Annotated in this window: 16 protein-coding genes; 6 read left to right on the top strand and 10 right to left on the bottom strand. The window is 46.3% G+C overall.

Features of this window, described 5'->3' with window-relative positions; genetic code table 11:
• Window positions 1-89: 89 nt before the first annotated feature.
• Window positions 90-5,015: an ATP-binding protein gene (locus tag QUA13_RS12835; RefSeq protein WP_333198896.1), complete on the bottom strand. Its 4,926-nt coding sequence runs from the start codon at window positions 5,013-5,015 to the stop codon at window positions 90-92.
• A gap of 77 nt (window positions 5,016-5,092) precedes the next feature.
• Here QUA13_RS12835 and QUA13_RS12840 point away from each other — a divergent pair, with 77 nt between their 5' ends.
• A complete protein-coding gene (locus QUA13_RS12840; RefSeq protein WP_333198899.1) occupies window positions 5,093-5,359 on the top strand; it encodes a hypothetical protein in 267 nt (88 codons plus the stop codon).
• A gap of 194 nt (window positions 5,360-5,553) precedes the next feature.
• Window positions 5,554-5,976 (top strand): adenosylmethionine decarboxylase, encoded by a 423-nt coding sequence (gene speD / locus QUA13_RS12845; protein ID WP_006633984.1) that lies wholly within the window; start codon window positions 5,554-5,556, stop codon window positions 5,974-5,976.
• 84 nt (window positions 5,977-6,060) lie between these two features.
• Here the strand turns inward: speD and QUA13_RS12850 are convergent, their stop codons facing one another.
• Entirely contained in the window at window positions 6,061-6,660 is a 600-nt protein-coding gene (locus QUA13_RS12850) for a hypothetical protein (RefSeq protein WP_333190712.1), read from the bottom strand.
• Between the two features lie 145 nt (window positions 6,661-6,805).
• Here QUA13_RS12850 and queF point away from each other — a divergent pair, with 145 nt between their 5' ends.
• Window positions 6,806-7,225, top strand: a complete 420-nt coding sequence (gene queF / locus QUA13_RS12855; protein WP_172185639.1) for a preQ(1) synthase — start codon at window positions 6,806-6,808, stop codon at window positions 7,223-7,225.
• Between the two features lie 37 nt (window positions 7,226-7,262).
• Here the strand turns inward: queF and QUA13_RS12860 are convergent, their stop codons facing one another.
• The 3 genes from QUA13_RS12860 to QUA13_RS12870 form a co-directional block, all read right to left on the bottom strand.
• Entirely contained in the window at window positions 7,263-7,460 is a 198-nt protein-coding gene (locus QUA13_RS12860; protein WP_015178821.1) for a DUF2283 domain-containing protein, read from the bottom strand.
• Window positions 7,447-7,707, bottom strand: a complete 261-nt coding sequence (locus QUA13_RS12865) for a DUF4258 domain-containing protein (RefSeq protein ID WP_333198903.1) — start codon at window positions 7,705-7,707, stop codon at window positions 7,447-7,449. The genes QUA13_RS12860 and QUA13_RS12865 overlap by 14 nt, the downstream gene beginning before the upstream one ends.
• 64 nt (window positions 7,708-7,771) lie before the next feature.
• On the bottom strand, window positions 7,772-9,184 hold the full coding sequence (locus QUA13_RS12870; RefSeq protein ID WP_333198906.1) for a cytochrome c biogenesis protein: 1,413 nt from the start codon (window positions 9,182-9,184) through the stop codon (window positions 7,772-7,774).
• Between QUA13_RS12870 and QUA13_RS12875 the strand changes: the two genes are divergently transcribed.
• Window positions 9,178-9,330, top strand: coding sequence for a hypothetical protein (locus QUA13_RS12875; RefSeq protein ID WP_333198909.1), 153 nt, complete (start codon window positions 9,178-9,180; stop codon window positions 9,328-9,330). The two genes, QUA13_RS12870 and QUA13_RS12875, sit on opposite strands and share 7 nt — an antisense overlap.
• A gap of 151 nt (window positions 9,331-9,481) precedes the next feature.
• On the opposite strand, the gene QUA13_RS12880 is transcribed toward QUA13_RS12875, so the two are convergent.
• The 3 genes from QUA13_RS12880 to QUA13_RS12890 all read right to left on the bottom strand — a co-directional run bounded on the left by QUA13_RS12880 (window position 9,482) and on the right by QUA13_RS12890 (window position 11,804).
• Complete coding sequence (locus tag QUA13_RS12880; protein WP_333198962.1) at window positions 9,482-10,216, bottom strand: cytochrome c biogenesis protein CcdA; 735 nt, start codon at window positions 10,214-10,216, stop codon at window positions 9,482-9,484.
• A gap of 496 nt (window positions 10,217-10,712) precedes the next feature.
• A complete protein-coding gene (locus tag QUA13_RS12885; protein WP_333198911.1) occupies window positions 10,713-11,411 on the bottom strand; it encodes a pentapeptide repeat-containing protein in 699 nt (232 codons plus the stop codon).
• Window positions 11,412-11,627: 216 nt separating this feature from the next.
• Window positions 11,628-11,804 carry a hypothetical protein gene (locus QUA13_RS12890; RefSeq protein WP_333198913.1) on the bottom strand — a complete coding sequence of 59 codons (177 nt, stop codon included), beginning with the start codon at window positions 11,802-11,804 and terminating at the stop codon, window positions 11,628-11,630.
• Window positions 11,805-12,019: 215 nt separating this feature from the next.
• Here QUA13_RS12890 and QUA13_RS12895 point away from each other — a divergent pair, with 215 nt between their 5' ends.
• Window positions 12,020-12,733 (top strand): tetratricopeptide repeat protein, encoded by a 714-nt coding sequence (locus QUA13_RS12895; protein ID WP_333198916.1) that lies wholly within the window; start codon window positions 12,020-12,022, stop codon window positions 12,731-12,733.
• A 98-nt stretch (window positions 12,734-12,831) separates the two neighbouring features.
• Here the strand turns inward: QUA13_RS12895 and QUA13_RS12900 are convergent, their stop codons facing one another.
• The gene (locus QUA13_RS12900; protein WP_333198918.1) at window positions 12,832-14,181 is read right to left on the bottom strand and encodes a peptidylprolyl isomerase; all 1,350 of its coding nucleotides are present in this window, start codon (window positions 14,179-14,181) and stop codon (window positions 12,832-12,834) included.
• 120 nt (window positions 14,182-14,301) lie between these two features.
• Here QUA13_RS12900 and QUA13_RS12905 point away from each other — a divergent pair, with 120 nt between their 5' ends.
• Window positions 14,302-14,853, top strand: a complete 552-nt coding sequence (locus tag QUA13_RS12905; RefSeq protein ID WP_333198919.1) for a peroxiredoxin — start codon at window positions 14,302-14,304, stop codon at window positions 14,851-14,853.
• Window positions 14,854-15,227: 374 nt separating this feature from the next.
• On the opposite strand, the gene QUA13_RS12910 is transcribed toward QUA13_RS12905, so the two are convergent.
• Window positions 15,228-15,767 carry a phosphate-starvation-inducible PsiE family protein gene (locus QUA13_RS12910; protein ID WP_333198921.1) on the bottom strand — a complete coding sequence of 180 codons (540 nt, stop codon included), beginning with the start codon at window positions 15,765-15,767 and terminating at the stop codon, window positions 15,228-15,230.
• Window positions 15,768-16,211: the final 444 nt, after the last annotated feature.

The raw sequence follows: 16,211 nt of genomic DNA on the forward strand, positions 1-16,211 counted from the left end.
AAGAATTCAGGATTCAAGAGTCATAATTCAGTTGTGGGGGACGGGTTGTAATAGATTGTCGCCGATCGACAATCTATTACAATTCGCAGTCAGCGATTCAGTTTCCTTAGCAATGTCACGATTGCTTCGACTAACTCATTCGGTTCGACAGGTTTTGCAACATGACGTTGAAACCCAGCAGCAAGAGCTTGTTGCTGATTAAAGTCTCCAGCATAGGCAGTCAGGGCGATCGCCGGAATTTGCCCGCCCTCCTCTGGTGGTAGAGTTCTCACTTGCCGCACTAGCATATAGCCATCCATATCTGGCATTCCGATGTCGCACAGGAGGATATCGAAGGGTGTGGTTGAGAGCAGTTGCAACGCCTCGCTCGCAGACCCAAGGGCAGCCACTTTGGCTCCCGCTTGTTCCGCTACAAACGCCACAAACTCCAGTGAATCGCGTTCATCATCCACCACCAACACGTGCAGATTTGCCAGGTCAAGATCGTCCGATCGAGCTTCAGCCCGGCCGACAATTTCTTCCACCGGATTCGCGGTATGCAAGAGGGGAAGTTCAACGGTGAAGGTGGCTCCCTGTCCTTCACCCCTACTCTCAACCCAAATTTTGCCGCCGTGCAGTTCCACAATTTGACGCGCGATCGCCAGCCCCAATCCCAAACCCCCAAATTTACGAGTTATGGCTCCATCCTCTTGCCGAAAATGCTCAAACACATAAGGTAGAAACTCAGGATTGATGCCTTTTCCAGTATCGGTTACAAGAATCTGGGCATAACTTGCAGTTTGGGTTAACCTAACGCTAATTTGTCCGCCTTGAGGGGTGAATTTCACGGCATTGGATAAAAGATTCCAGACTACTTGCTGCAAACGCCCGGAATCGCCCATTACCATTCCGATGCCGGGTGAAAAGGTTGTTTGAATTTGCAGCGACTTGGCTTCGGCTGCTAGCCGAACGGTTTCCAAGGCGGCCGAAATCACCATATTCAAATCAACGGACATCGCGTTCAACCTCAGTTTGCCGCTCAGAATGCGGGAGATGTCGAGCAGGTCATCAATCAGTTGTGACTGGAGTAAGGCGTTGCGTTCGATCGAGGCAAGGGCGCTAGCCGTTTTTGCAGCGCCCAGTTTCCCCTGCTGTAACAGCTTCGACCAGCCGAGAATCGGATTGAGCGGCGATCGCAACTCGTGAGATAGCACCGCCAAAAACTCATCTTTGATGCGGTTGGCGGTTTCGGCGGCTTCTCGTGCGGTTTGCTCCTGTTGCAAAAGCTTCTCGCGTTCAGCTTCGGCTTGCTTGCGATCGGTGATGTCGCGCGTTACACCCGCTACCATTTCCACAGCACCCTCTGCATCGAAAATTGGCACAAAAATATACTCGTAAGCTCTTGTACCGAGCGCGCTTGTGTATGGCATTTCATCCTTAATCGGTTGGTGCGTCTGAATCACTTCCTGAATCTGATTTTGCAGTTTGACAGCTAAATCCACTGGGTAATCTAATTCAAAACAGTTTTTGCCAATGGCTTCAGCGAAGGATTTTTGCCACAGGTCGAGCAACGGCTTGTTGATATCAATGAACCGCCCGGACAAATCGAACGTATAAATAAAGTCCGGCACCGAAGACTTAAACGCGTTGAACTTTTGCAGTTGCCGTTCGAGTTCGGCCGACGTTTGGCGCAGGACTGCTTCGGCTTGAATTCGATCGGTGACATTCTTGAAATAAACGGTGATTCCATTTGCGGCAGGGTAGGTGCGGACTTCGTACCAACGATCGTGGTCGGGATAAAACGCCGTCAGTGACCCAGCCACGCGATCGCGCATGGCGCTCCAATATATCGGCTCCAACTCGTTGCCAATGAGCCCTGGGTATTCTTCCCATAAATTTTTGCCAATCAAATCACCCGGAATGCGATCGAGCAGTTTTTCGGCGAATTGATTGACGTAGGTGAACCGCCAGTTCTCATCTAGGGCAAAGAATGCTTCAGCAATACTCTCCAGAATATTCCGACTCTGCTCCTCGCTTTCACGCAAGGCTGCTTCCGCCCGTTTGCGCTCGTTTTCGACGCGCACGCGATCGGTGATATCAACGGCAGCGCCGTAAATCACTTGTTCTTCTGGGTAAGGCTGGGCATTCCAGAGAAACCAGCGGTAGGAGCCGTCTTTGTGCCGGTAACGGTTTTCAAACGTAAAGGTTTCGTTACCGGAGAACAGACTGTCGGTTTCTCCAATGGAGGTGCCGAGGTCGTCCGGGTGGACAAACTCAGTCCAGGGGCGGGATGTCATTTGGTCCGATGTCCAGCCGAGGATTCGTTCAAAGGTCGGGCTGACCCAGTGGAAATAGCCGTTTATGCCCGCAATCACTTGCAAATCCGAACCGACGGCAAGAAACCGTTCCCGTTCCTGCTCAATTTTTTTGCGCTCGTTGATATCCCGAAAGAAAAGAGACAGCCCCGTCGGTGAAGGATAAACGCGAACATCAACCCACAAATCAAACGGAGCATAATATTCCTCAAAGTCCACCGCGATTTGCTGGCTGAGCGATCGGCGATACTGGAATTCAAACTGATTGCCGATCGTGCCTGGGAAGGCTACCCACATCGTTTTTCCCAGCATTGCTTCTAGGGGAGTTCGCGACACTCGTTGTGCGGCTTCGTTGGCATAGGTAATGCGAAAGTCGAGATCTAATGCCATAAACGCATCGGTTACGCGCCCCAGAATGGTTCGCTCTCGCACAGTGGCTTCCTGTCGCAGCCGTGCCAGCTTCAAACTTGCTTCTACCCTTGCCAGCAGTTCACGCGCCGAGAACGGTTTAATCAGATAGTCGTCGGCTCCGGCTGCGAGTCCTTCAATACGCGCTTCTTCGCCGGCGCGGGCTGATAAGAGAATGATGGGAATGTCTTGGGTTGCGGGATTAGAGCGCAGCGATCGCAACAACTCAAACCCATCCATCCCCGGCATCATCACATCTGTCAATACCAAATCGGGTGGATTCTTCTCAATGGCAGTCAAAGCGGCAACGCCATCGGCGACGGTTTGAACAATATAAGAACCGCTCAGGAGTCGCCGAATATAATCGCGCATATCAGCGTTATCATCTGCCAGGACAATTTGAGATTTTAGATTTTGGATTTTAGATTGAGCGGGTTGATTGACGAGTTCATAAGTGGATGGAGCCATGCTCCATTCTTCTAATCTCAAATCGCCTTCTGGCAACCAGCGTTGAGCTTCTTCGATATATGGCATCGCGCCTAACGCCGTTGATGCTAACGTGCAACTGACACCAATTTGCTCCGGCGGCAGATGAGCTGTTCCGGCGGGAATCGTCACCGTAAAGCAACTTCCCTGCCCAAAAGTGCTGCTGACATCGATCGCTCCCCCATGTAGTTTGACGAGTTCTTGCACCAGCGACAGCCCAATTCCAGAGCCTTCAAAACTCCGGCCTTGCGAGTTTTTGATTCGATTAAATCGCTCAAATAAATGCGGTAGTTCTTGGGAGGGAATACCGATTCCTGTATCTGCAACTGATAATTCAACGCGAGAGTCTATCCACCGCAATCGAACAGTAATTGTTCCTGCTAAGGTAAACTTAAAGGCATTTGATAATAGATTGAGAACGATTTTTTCCCACATTTCGCGATCGACATAAATCGCTTCGGGCAAGGTTGGACAGTCAACAATCAGCGACATTCTGGCCCGTTCAATCAGCGATCGAAAGGTACTGGCAAGTTCCGCCGTATAGGTTGCCAAATCTACAGGTTCATAAGATGCTTGGACTCGACCTGCTTCGATGCGTGAGAAATCGAGCAAGCTATTAACGAGTTTGAGCAGCCGCATTCCGTTACGCTGCACCAACTGTAATTGTTCGCGTTCTTGAGGTGGAATTGTTCCATCCAGGTTTGCGATCGTGTCTTCTAAGGGAGCCAGCATCAAGGTGAGCGGCGTGCGGAATTCGTGAGACACATTGCTAAAAAACGCGGTTTTAGCACGGTCTAACTCAGCTAATGCTTCGGCACGTTTACGCTCTTGTTCGTAAGCTTGGGCGTTGGCGATCGCTGTTGTCACCTGCCCTGCCATCAAGTCAAAAAAACCTTTGTAATCATCATCAAACGTTCTAAGCGGACTCACTCCAGCAATCAGGAACCCGAAGGTTTCTCCCGATCGGGCTAGTGGTATAACTACCGCTTGATGAGGAGATTGGGACCACGCGCCGCCCGGTAAAAGTCCAAATTGCGCCTCCAAATTTTCAATGATTCTGCTTTCGCCCGTCTCGATGACTTGCTTCAATTGCCACTGGCACTTTTGGGCGGATGTAAGCTCGATCGCCTCACAAGAGGCAAGGGTTCCGGCTGCTAACCTTGTTGTACCTGCGAGTCGTGCGATCTCGCTTTCGCCATCGAGTAGATAAAACAGCGCAAACGGGATGTCATAGGCGTTATTGGTCAATACGGTGGCGGAAATCTCGCAAGCTGCTTCTACCGTCTTGGCAGTGACTGTTTCTGCTGCTAATTCGCGCAGCGTTGCCAAGCGCCGATCGCTCAACACGCGCTGAGTGTCCTCGCTACAGGCGCAGAAAACGCCCCCCACAGGGCCGTCATCATTCGCCACCGGACTGTAGGAAAAGGTAAAGTAGGTTTCCTCTGTATACCCGTTGCGCTCCATGACCAGAAGCAATTCTTGATTCCACGTCGATTGTCCCTGGTTCAAAACCGCTTCTGCTTGCGGGCCTAGCGTGTCCCAGATTTCAGCCCATACCCGTGAGGCAGGCTGACCTAGTGCTTGCGGATGTCGCTTGCCGAGGACAGGAATGTAAGCATCGTTATAAAACTTGGTCATCTGCTGTCCCCACCAGACGAACATGGGGTAGCGAGAACCTAAGATGATCCGAATCGCGGTTTTCAAGCTTTGCGGCCAGGTTTCAACCGCACCAAGGGCGGAAAGCGACCAGTCGTGCGATCGCATCAGCATCGCCATCTCGCTATTTCCTGCAAAAATCTGTTCAACGAGTTGATACTGCTGGATCATGCGCTTGTCTTTCCATTTTGCCCACAAAAACGGGCAACGATCTTCATTATCTCTCTTGGTCGGGCGGGTTTAGGTAGGTGACATCAGAAACCCAGCAGCGATCCCCGGTTCCTGGTCAACTTTTACAGCATAGGCTGCCAGAGCGAGCGCTGGAATCGGCCCGCCGGGCGATCGTTCTGGCTGTGGCGAATTTTACGCATGAGAGCATAGCCGTCCATCTTTGGCATTTCGATATCATATCAATTCCGCCACAGCCAGAACGATCGAGCTTTGGTTTTTTCGCCGCCAATGAAAACAAGAGATCGCTATTAATCAAAGAAGCTTGTTTGAGAAGAAGAAGGTAGCGCTGAAATAACACTTCTTCCATTAGTGGTATGTGCGTGTGAGACTGTTCGCTCCCACCATACCGCCAGCGGTAGATGATGGGTACTTCTCCTAATCTTCATCTTTCTTTGTGAAACAGACTTGCAAAATTTTGGACATGGTGCTAGTGTAAGAAGGTTTGAGACATTATGAGTTAGAGGTAAAACCCCGCAGAATGAAACAATTGGGAACCCATCTGGTCGCTGATGCTTGGCAGTCTCCTGGAGACCTGCTCAACGATCCTGAACGTATCCGCCGCGCCATACTCGATGCGATCGAAGCCGGAGGAGCTACTCTCATCGATTTGTGCGTACACCAGTTTAGTCCTCACGGAGTGACAGCTACTGCTACTTTGGCAGAGTCTCATATAGCAATCCATACTTGGCCTGAACACGGTTATTTTGCTGCAGACTTATTTTTCTGCGGGGCCGGCGACCCTCACCGAGCCATGAAGGTGCTACAGACAGCTTTGGAAGCTAAACAGGTAAAACTCACTGAGTTCACGCGCGGTTTCGAGCCAGGAGTGGGCATCGTAGGTTCTGCTTGTGAAGAGCAGTATGCGCCTCGTTCAGTAGAAACGAGTGCCGCCAGAGGATGATGGCCAATTAGCGTAACTTTGAACATTTTATGCTAGGTTTTGTTTAAAATCCCACGGATCGAACCGTGGGATTCTTGTTGGAATTTACTTTTTCATTAATAAAGGGCGGACAACTAAATAACCTGCGCCGAAAGCTGCAATGACAATTAGAAAAATGGCGATGGCCAACCACAATCCGCTTAAGTCTGAGGCTTTTTTGGATTGAGATCGCACGCGGTAAGGAGTTTCCGGCACTTCTACAAATAATTTTTCTGGAAGTGGCTGCGGCATCGAGGCGGGTGTTGGCTGCGCTTCCGGTAGGGGGAAAGGGAAGGCTACTGTCTGAGGTGGTTGAGGTATGGCAGAGTTAGTCTGCAGCGAGGTGGCAGGTGCTAGGGGCGCAGGTTCAACGCTGAAATTGAATTTGACAGGGGGCATTTGAGGCATCCCTGTCTGGGTGAGGCTCTGAGCCGAGTTGACTACTTGCTGTAGCTGTTGGGATACTTGAACTACTGTTTCTACTTCTCGCCGCAGTTGTTGATTTTGTTGGACTAATTGCTGGTTGTGCGTTTTGAGGGAGTCGAGCATCGCTTGGGCGGCTTGCAGCTCTGCCGTGACTTCTCGATAAAGGGAAATCGGTACGGATGGAGAGTAACTATTTGAGTTTTCAGGGGAAGTATTGTCAGATAAGGTAGTATTTTGCATAATTGTAGATGGCGAGGGTGAACTTGTTTTAGTTTAGCCTGAGAGTATTTATAATTAGATCGATCGCAACACAATTCGTCAAGATATTTGTTACAGATATCGATCGTAAATTTAATTAAATGTTACAAGTTATTAGTCAATCGCTATGAACAACTACGCAGCCGAACAAAGTATGTCCCAAAAGTCAAGCACCGAGGAAATTAAATACGGCGAACGCCAGATTTTGGAAGGGGAGTTAATTACTTTCCCAAATCCGCGAGTCGGGCGGCGCTACTCGATCAACATTACTTTGCCGGAGTTTACTTGCAAATGTCCGTTTTCTGGGTATCCAGATTTTGCGACAATTCACGTTACTTACGTGCCCGACGAGCGGGTGGTAGAGTTGAAAGCGCTGAAACTGTACGTTAACAGTTATCGCGATCGCTACATTTCTCACGAAGAATCGATCAATCAAATTTTAGACGATTTTGTGGCAGCTTGCGCGCCGCTGGAAGCGACGATTAAGGGCGATTTTTCGCCGCGCGGGAACGTCCACACCGTGATTGAGGTGTCGCATCAGAAGTAGGTGCAGTCCCTGTGAGTGTCCGCCCGCTTGAACTGCTTTAGCGGGTAGGGATCTCATCGGAGAGAGATTCTAATGACATAAATTGTTTGACATTTAATATTTCAATCAACACCAGTTCTCCGCTGCTAGAATAGTGCAGAATCATGTTCCCTTCATCTTCGGCATAAGCGATCGGGCAATCGGAAATTTCGATCAGCATCGCATCTACATCAGGGCTATATCTAATCTTTTTCATATCTTGACCTCTTACCAGGATAAGCAGTAATTACTAAAATTTTATCATCATATTCTTGGTAAACTACTCTTAGGACAAGTCCATTCAATCTCTGTTGACAAATAAACTTTCCTTCACCACTTGCTTCTAACTTACTAGGGGTTCTGATAGTTTCAGAAATCAAATCTGTTGATATTGTAACCCCGCGACTTTCTAGAATCTCTATTTTTAGTAAGGCGTGTTGACTGAACTCAATCCTTTTTATCACATTTATTTCCTGTTTAATTATCCGTTTTTCACCTGGTGTAAGGTGCGCCTAGCGCACCCTACGGTTAGTTTTGATTCGCTAGAGAAGTCCGCGCTATTTCGCTCTTTTCTTCCTCTTGTTTCGATTCGGCCAACTTGTCCAAAATCTCCACAACTTCTCTTTCAAAAGTTACCTGAGCGCGATTAGTGCGCCCGCCGACGTATAGTTTGCCGTTTTTTTCCAAAGCCCAAATCTGCGAGTGAGACATATAGCTCATTAGCACGCTGAGCATCAGCAACCCGAAGCCGGTATAAACGATCGGAATGCCCGGATCGGCTTTAATTTGCAATCCTGTACTGCCTACAACTTCGTCAATTGTCAGCATCACTCCGTTAACTTCTACTGCTGTGCCTGCGCGAACTGTAGTTAACAATTTGCCATCCGTACCGTACACTAACATTGTGCCTTGCAAGTCTTTTGCTAGCAGAGAAACTCCTGCGCTCAAATCGGGTTTTGTAGGAATCCAAGCTCCCCAGATTCGGCCTTTACCTTGAGTATCTAACTGAGCCATTGGTAATTGTAAAACCGGGCTTTTGTTGAGGCGAACTCGCACGGCGGCTATTGCCCAATCTGCTTGATAAAATGTGACTCCCCGGTATCTGAGAGGCTCGTTAACGTGAATGGTTTTGCGATCGACCTCTTGGCCTGTTTTGTCCAAAACTGACAGGTCAGAGTAAAATTGGTCGATCGCACCGCTCGGACTGTAATCTATCCAGAACCGATTAACTCGCATCGACCAATCCTTCGGTATTTGCGGCCCCGCCCAAGGCCCCGCATCCAGGATATTCTGCACCTGAAATGTTTCGCCGCTGGGAACCATTTCTTGACCGAGAAATCCCGTCATTGCGCCCCACATCGACCCAGCTAAAATAATTAGCATACTGGCGTGAACAATAATCGGGCCGACTTTGCCAATTATTCCCTTGCGAGCATAAACTTTTTCGCCTTCTCGAAATATGCGGTAGTTTTTTTGCTGCAAAAGTGGTTCTAACGAACTTAAAGCAACTGTTTCTAATTCCGCACTGAGAGCTAATTTTTCAAACTGCTTTGGTTCTTCATAAAATTTCCAGCGGCGGGCGGCTTTTAATGCGGGAAATTGTCGGGTAAATGTACAAGCTGTTAAGCTGCTGCCGAACAAAATTAGGATTGACAAAAACCACCAAGTGCGGTATACGTGGTCTAGTCCTGCAATTAGCACAACTTTCCAAGTAAGGAAGCCGAACAAAGCGGGGTGTTCTGGATAGTTAGATTGGTAAAACGGTACTGATTGGCCTTGTTCGATGACGGTGCCGGAAATGCTGAAAAATGCGATCGTCAGCAGCAAGATAATTGCCAACCGCAAATCTGCTAGCACGGGCAAGATTTCTCGCTTGAAAAACCTTTGAGGGGCAGTCGCCCAGTTTGAGAGTTTTGATAGAAATACTTCTTTTGATGTCATTGGTAATTATGGAGGAAGAAGGAAGAAGGAAGAAGGAAGAAGGAAGAGGGAAGAGGGAAGAAGGAAGAAGGAAGAGGGAAGAAGGAAGAAGGAAGAAAGAGGAGGGAAAAACAAAAAACGGAGAAAATATTATTATTTTTATCTAGCAATTCTCAATCAATTTTGAAGTCTTGCTCTTTTATTTCTTTCTTCCTTCGTGTTCTTCGCGTTTTCGCGGTTCGTTAAAAAAACTTAATTCACGCATTCAGTAGTGAGTGCTATATCTCTAAATAAGGACTGAAGTCCTTACTACGAAACTTACGCTGGAAGTATCCGGGAAAGCAGGGAGAAAACGCCAAATCCTACTAGCAAAACGCCGCTAACAGGCGTAATCCAACTCGACCACCGACGCAATTCTAACAACTTTTTAATACTCGCAGTAAAAGTACCTGCTATTATTAGCGGAGCGACGTACCCAGCAGCGTAAAACAGCAGCAACACACCACCTAAAACTATATCTCCAGTTTTGGAAACCCAAGCTAAGAGTGTAGCTAAAACCGGAGTGCTGCAGGGAGACGCTACTAAACCAAAAGTTAAGCCCAATAAGTACGATCGCACGCCCGCAGGCAAATCTTTCGGCACCCATCCCACAGCGTCGAAAGACGGCATTTGCAAGGGTAAAGCTTCGAGTAAATTCAGCCCCATTAGAATAGCGATAATGCTGACAAGAATCGGCAAACCCAAGCCAATTTTGCCGTAAACTTGTCCGGCAAATGATGCTACAATACCTAAACCCGCAAGGGTTGTCGCCAATCCCAGGGAAAACCACGCCGACTGGGCGGCGGCTTGCAGGCGGCTTTTTGCTTCGTATCCGCCGATGTAGCCGATCGTGATCGGCAACATTGAAAGCATACAGGGCGTTAAGCTCGTTAGCAACCCTGCCATAAAGATGACTCCGACGCTGACTAAACTGAGGTGTGTCAGTTGAGTATTTACTAAATTATTAGCAAATTGTGCGAGTTCGTAAAGTTGGGTTTGCAGGATTTCCATCAGTCGATTTTAGATTTTAGATTTTAGATTTTAGATTGACTCCACAGTAGATTTTAGATTTTAGATTGACTACACAGAGGCATCTGGGAGTTTAAACTAAATATCTAATTTTTTTATCTCCACAGTCAATTTTAGATTTTAGATTGACTCTACAGAGGAATCTGGGAGCTTAAACTAAATATCTAACTTTTTTGAGTTTCACGACTTAAGTCGGGGGCTTGTATCCCTCGGCAGGCGAGTTCAGGCTCGGTGCTGTTCAGGCTCTATTTCAAATTGTAACAGATGCGCGCAGGTTCGGTTTAAGATTTAAAATTTTAGCGAGATTGACTTGTTGGGAGTAGAAAAGTCGATCGCACCCCGGTTTAAATTGATATATTGACACTATCTTCAACAATCTGTTTTCAACGGGCGTAGCCTATTGCATCTAAGAATTCATTGATTGGGAAACAGGCTGTAAACCCTATTATTGAAAATAATTCATACAGACTTTAATTTAACTTTACTTTAAATTAAAGCCAATTTCTTCATTAATAGAGCCGTCTGGCATTATTGCCCCTGCCAGCACCGCACCTCTGAGATTTGCGCCAGTTAAAATAGCGCCTTCTAAATTAGCATTGCTCAAGTTTGTGACTTGTTTGGAACCTCTAAAAAAGAAACTGTGCAAGTCAGCACCTGTCAAATTACTGTCAGCCAAATTAGCATATTGCAAGTCAGCACCGTGCAGCGTCGCCTCGGTTAAATTAGCTTCCGTGAGATTGCTTCCCCAAAGTCTAGAATCTAACAAATTAGCCTCTTTTAAATTGGCGCGAGTCAGATTTGCCAAAGTCAGATTAGCGTCCCACAATTTCGTGCCGTTGAAATTAGCTTCGGTCAAATTTGAGCGGCTTAGATCCGTGCCTAAAATATCAGCATTGGCTAAATTAGCGCCGCTGAGGTCTGCACCAGAAAGGTCAGCATTTTTTAAATTGACACCGGACAAATTGGCGCCGGACAAATTAGCGCCACTCAAATTGGCTTCTTGGAGATTAGCTCCCCGCAAATCGACAGCGCTTAAATCGCACTGCTTCCACAGAAAGCTGACGCACCAATTATCTTTTAATAGCTGACTCAAATCGTCGGCCTTCGCGGCCATTACAGGAGGAGTTAAGTAGAGAGTGAACAGGACGATCGCCAACACGGCAGCGAAGATTTTTTTCAACTTCAGGACTCTTTTCATTGACACTAATTTGCGCAATAGATTCTTGATGTATACTCAAAGCATAGCAAACAATCGGGAACTTTCCTCACCAATCTTACTCAAAAATATTAATGAAATGTTAATCGGGCGTTGGCGCAGCCACAAACTTAACTCCGGTAGTCTTATACGGGCTTTGAGCTAAAAACCCGGTTGCTTCACAGATGCCTCGCTGCCAAACTAAGATTTTTCGTTAAAACCGGGTGTTAGATGACCGCAAGTTCGATCGGCATTTGCCAGTGCAATATCTCTAGAAAGTAATACTTGTGGCGGGCAGTTGCGATCGATGCCGCAGGGGCCTACCTCAAAACCATCTCGGTAGGAATTTCTCAATATTGCAAGGAAGAAACCGCCCATCTAGCCTGAAAACCTGATATTTAGCCGATTATAGACGCAATTTTTCTTATTTGCGATCGCCATCAGTAACTAAGCCCAACTTTCATCACACAAGCGAATGCCCCACCATCACCAAATCTCATCAAACTTATCACGTTTCTGAGAGTACGCATATCACTGTCACTAGCTGAAATATCGAGCAAAATGAAAGCATACAGTTGAACACCAATCCTGCCATGCCTACTATCCCCATTCTCCCCAGCCAATTAGTTGTTACAACTATTTTAAATTCGATTGAATCTTTGGGATTAGCTAATATTGCAGGTCAAGTATTTTCGGGCGAGCAAGCTGACTCCCGACAAGAGGTAAATTTAAAAGTTACTGCCAGAAAGTTTTATACTCAGGGTTTAAAAAATCTCAAACAACAAGACTTGCACGGTGCAATTAAAAATTTTACTGTCGCAATTAACATTAATCCGCAATGCGCTTCCGCTTACAGCTATCGCGGTCTGGTTCGCTATAAATTAGGCTACAAGCAATCTGCGATCGAAGATTTAACTACAGCCATCGAACTCAATCCTTACCGAGCCAATTATTACACCAATCGCGGATTTATGCTGACTCGTTTAAAAGATTATACTGAGGCGATCGCGGATTACAACTCAGCACTGCTGCTCAACCCCAATTTAACCCAAGCTTACTTTAACCGAGGTGCTATCCGCCTACAAATGGAAAATTCCCTGGCAGCACTAGCTGACTTTGAGTCAGCAATTCGCCTCGATCGCGATTTTGCTAAAGCTTACTTCAACCGAGGAGTGACTAGATATAAATTGAGAGAGGTTCAGGGAGCATTTGAGGATTTTCAGAAGGCGGCAGGGCTTTTTAAGCAGCAGGGCAGAATGGATTCTTATCGAGATGCGGTTTCTAAAATTAGAAAGCTATGGTATTAGTTGAATTTGGGAATTGGGAATTGGGAATTGGGAATTGGGAATTGGGAATTGGGAAATTTGTAAGGTGCGCCACAAGCACCCTACACCTATAGTTAAAGTTAGCCAATTCTCAAGGCTGCATCGCCCGTTGGGAGATCGTTAGGACGAGGAATCGTAGATAAAGGAATTGCAAAGGCTGCATTTTGAACAGAGGCGACAGTAGAATTTTGTACCACAGTAGAAGCCCCTGCCAAGTTAATGACAGTATTGCTTCCAGATTGAGTGAATGTAGTATCGGATAAATTTCCTGTCAAACCAATGCGATCGCCTTCATCTGGTCTAAAATCAACTATTGTATGACTTGTCGGGAGTAGGAGAATAAAAGGAAGAGAAGCAGGATCTACTCCGAGCAAAACAAAAGTATCTGCACCACTACCTCCTGTGAGACTATTGTCGCCTGTATCTCCAATCAAAATATCATTGCCATCACCACCAATTAAGATATCATTCCCTTGACCGCCTCGCAAAAAGTCGTTACCAGCATCACCATTGAGAGTATCGTCGGCGAAATTGCTAATCAGAATATCGTTGCCAACACCGCCGCTAATGGAGTCGTTACCTTTGCCGCCTCTGAGAAAGTCGTCGCCTGCTTCGCCCGTGAGGGTATCGTTGCCTTGGCTGCCGTTAATTGCATCATCCGTCGGTGAACCGATAATGCGATCGTTTGCGCTACCTCCCACTACACCGTTAGAATTTTGCTCAGAGTCTTGGGAAGTGACTTGATAGTTGTTTGGGGTGTTGGTCAATCGGAGGGCTCGCAAAGGCAGATTTACGAAATTGGTACTGTTAATGAAATCGTTGAGAACATTAACATCGGTAATGATGCTAGAAACGCGACTGGGGACGATTCCTTGAACGACTTTTGCGGTAGAAATGCGATCGCCCTGCTGCACCGCATCCACCGTTTCAAAACCTTGAATAACGTTGCCAAAAACAGCATAATTGCCATTTAAAAACGGCAAATCATCCAAAGCAAAATAAAACTGCGAAGAAGCCGAATTCAAAGCATTAGAACGAGCCATTGCCACGGCACCGCGAGTGTGCTGCAACTGCGGAGTCTGGGTTACAACTTGGTTGTAAACAGGTTGCGCGGCCCCTTGCGGCTTAATTTCCAAAGGAATAAAACGCGCCTGATTGGTATCCGGGTCAATAAAACTACCCGTTCCCAATTGACTGGCTGGAATTGAAGTATCTCTGCTGCGCGGATCGCCTCCTTGCACCACAAAAGGATCTGGCTGACGCACAACTCGGTGAAACATCACCCCGTCGTAAATACCGCGTTCAACTAAGTCAACAAAATTTCCTCCAGTAAGCGGGGCATTAGTGCCGTCTACTTCGATCGTAACGGGTTGACCGTTAATTACCTGGACTACTATAACTTTGCCTGTTAACGGGAGTGCAGCGCTCATGGGTAAATTGCTATTTAAGTGAGTGATCTTTGGGTTTTAGAAGCAATCCGCGAATTGCCCCTACCCATTTAATCAGAAAACTGTAAACTTGTCTTAAGTACAGTTCTACTTCTAACATTTATGATGTCCCGTCGCAAGTTTTTTAGCACTTTATTGGCAATTTGTCTAGTTTTTCTAAGTTTCAATTTTGCCGCACCTGCATTTGCCCTAGGTGGAAAGCTTCCGGCGGTGAATGAAGCCGCACCGGATTTTAGTTTGCCGACAAACAGCGGCGACGGACAAGTCTCCCTCTCTGATTTTCGCGGTAAGTGGCTGGTAGTGTATTTTTATCCCAAAGACTTTACCTCGGGATGTACGATCGAAGCGCGGAGATTTCAGCAAGATTTGCCGAAATACTTGGCAAAGAATACTCAAATTATCGGTATTAGCGCGGATGATGTCGATTCCCATGCGGAATTTTGCGATTCCGAAGGTTTGAAGTTTCCGCTGTTAGCTGATACCGACGGTAAAGTGAGTAAAGCTTACGGTTCTTGGATGAGTTTTGTCTCGGCGCGGCACAGTTTTATTATTGACCCTGAAGGCGTTTTGCGGGAAACTTTTGTGAAGATTAATCCGGCGATTCATTCTAAAGAAGTGTTAGCCCGTTTGGGGGAATTGCAGGCTAACGGGTAATACCATTTTAGATTTTAGATTTTAGATTTTAGATTTTAGATTTGAATAATTGGGAATTACTGATGAACCTTGTCTTGGTAGTGAAGACTACATTCCTCTGTATTTTCAGAGTATTTTAGTTTTCACTGCAAACGTTATCAGGTTGATTTGAACTCACATCTTGCACCATTCTCAATAATCCTTTTTTGGGCGGATTATCCTGGCCAACCCCTACTCCCCACAAGAAAATCTACTCTTTGTGGAACAGGTCTCAGAGCCCGTTGTTGACAATGCTGCAACATCTCAGTTTTACGGGAAATGATAGCTGGTAACGTGACAAGCGATATAAGAGTAAATCTAAAATCTAAAATCTAAAATCGCCTGTCCCGCCATACTCAATGAGAATTAAACTGGCTATTGATTGCAACAGTATCGGCCGCAGAGTCCGGCTCGTGAATTTTTCTATTTCTGCTAGCCATGCGGCGTTCAGGGTCAATTCCCTCGAAGGTTGGTGGCAACCAAACTCGGACTACCAACAACACTCCCAAAACAATCAAAAAAGCGCCTGTTGATAATATTTGAACCCAGGGAGTTTCCAGCACTCCCCGCACGATGACTTCTCGCAAAACAGATACTATACAAACTTCCACAGCCACCCCTATCGAAACGCGCTGCTCTTGCAAGTAAATAATTAGCAGCCGAAATAATTCTACCAAAACTAATAAAAATAGAATGTCGGCAGTCACTTGCTTAAAATTCAAAGGAGGAAGCAGCGAGAAAAACATTTCTCGCAGTTCGAGTACCATGAAACAGAACAAACCGATACACAAAGAAATTACAATTAAATCTTGAACTGTTTCGAGAGCGCTGACTATTAGTTTCAGATTCAACCATTGCGGGGGGTGATTGATCTGGTTATTTGAACGGTTTTGCATAGACGGCTCCTGCAATCTGTTTGACTTGTTTACAGCTTAAGTTAAAGTTAGCTTATCTTTGAAAAAAAATAGGTTTAATTTATTTATAACTATTATAAAAATTCCCTCTGTTGACAATTTCCCATAAACTTTTCCCATTAACTTTTATTTACCGCGCAGGCGGGTTGACATTTTGCCAAAGTTTGTGATACTCGACACCTGCTATTAGTAGATTTGACTGGTGAAAAGCAGAAGTCAATCGATTTTAGATTTTAGATTTTAGATTTTAGATTGAAGAATGGGATAATTGAAGAAAGCGACCTCACGGATGAATCCGGCGGCTTGTACCCTGGCTGATGAAGGTCAAAATCCTAAAATGCTGCAACTGCTATAAAATATGAAAATTGTAAAGAATTATTGACCACAGGTTGATAAACTCAAGTTAGCGACTCTCGGCTTTAATCA

Origin of the sequence: Microcoleus sp. S28C3, from assembly GCF_036700785.1 — a bacterium.
Taxonomy (GTDB): domain Bacteria; phylum Cyanobacteriota; class Cyanobacteriia; order Cyanobacteriales; family Microcoleaceae; genus Microcoleus; species Microcoleus asticus.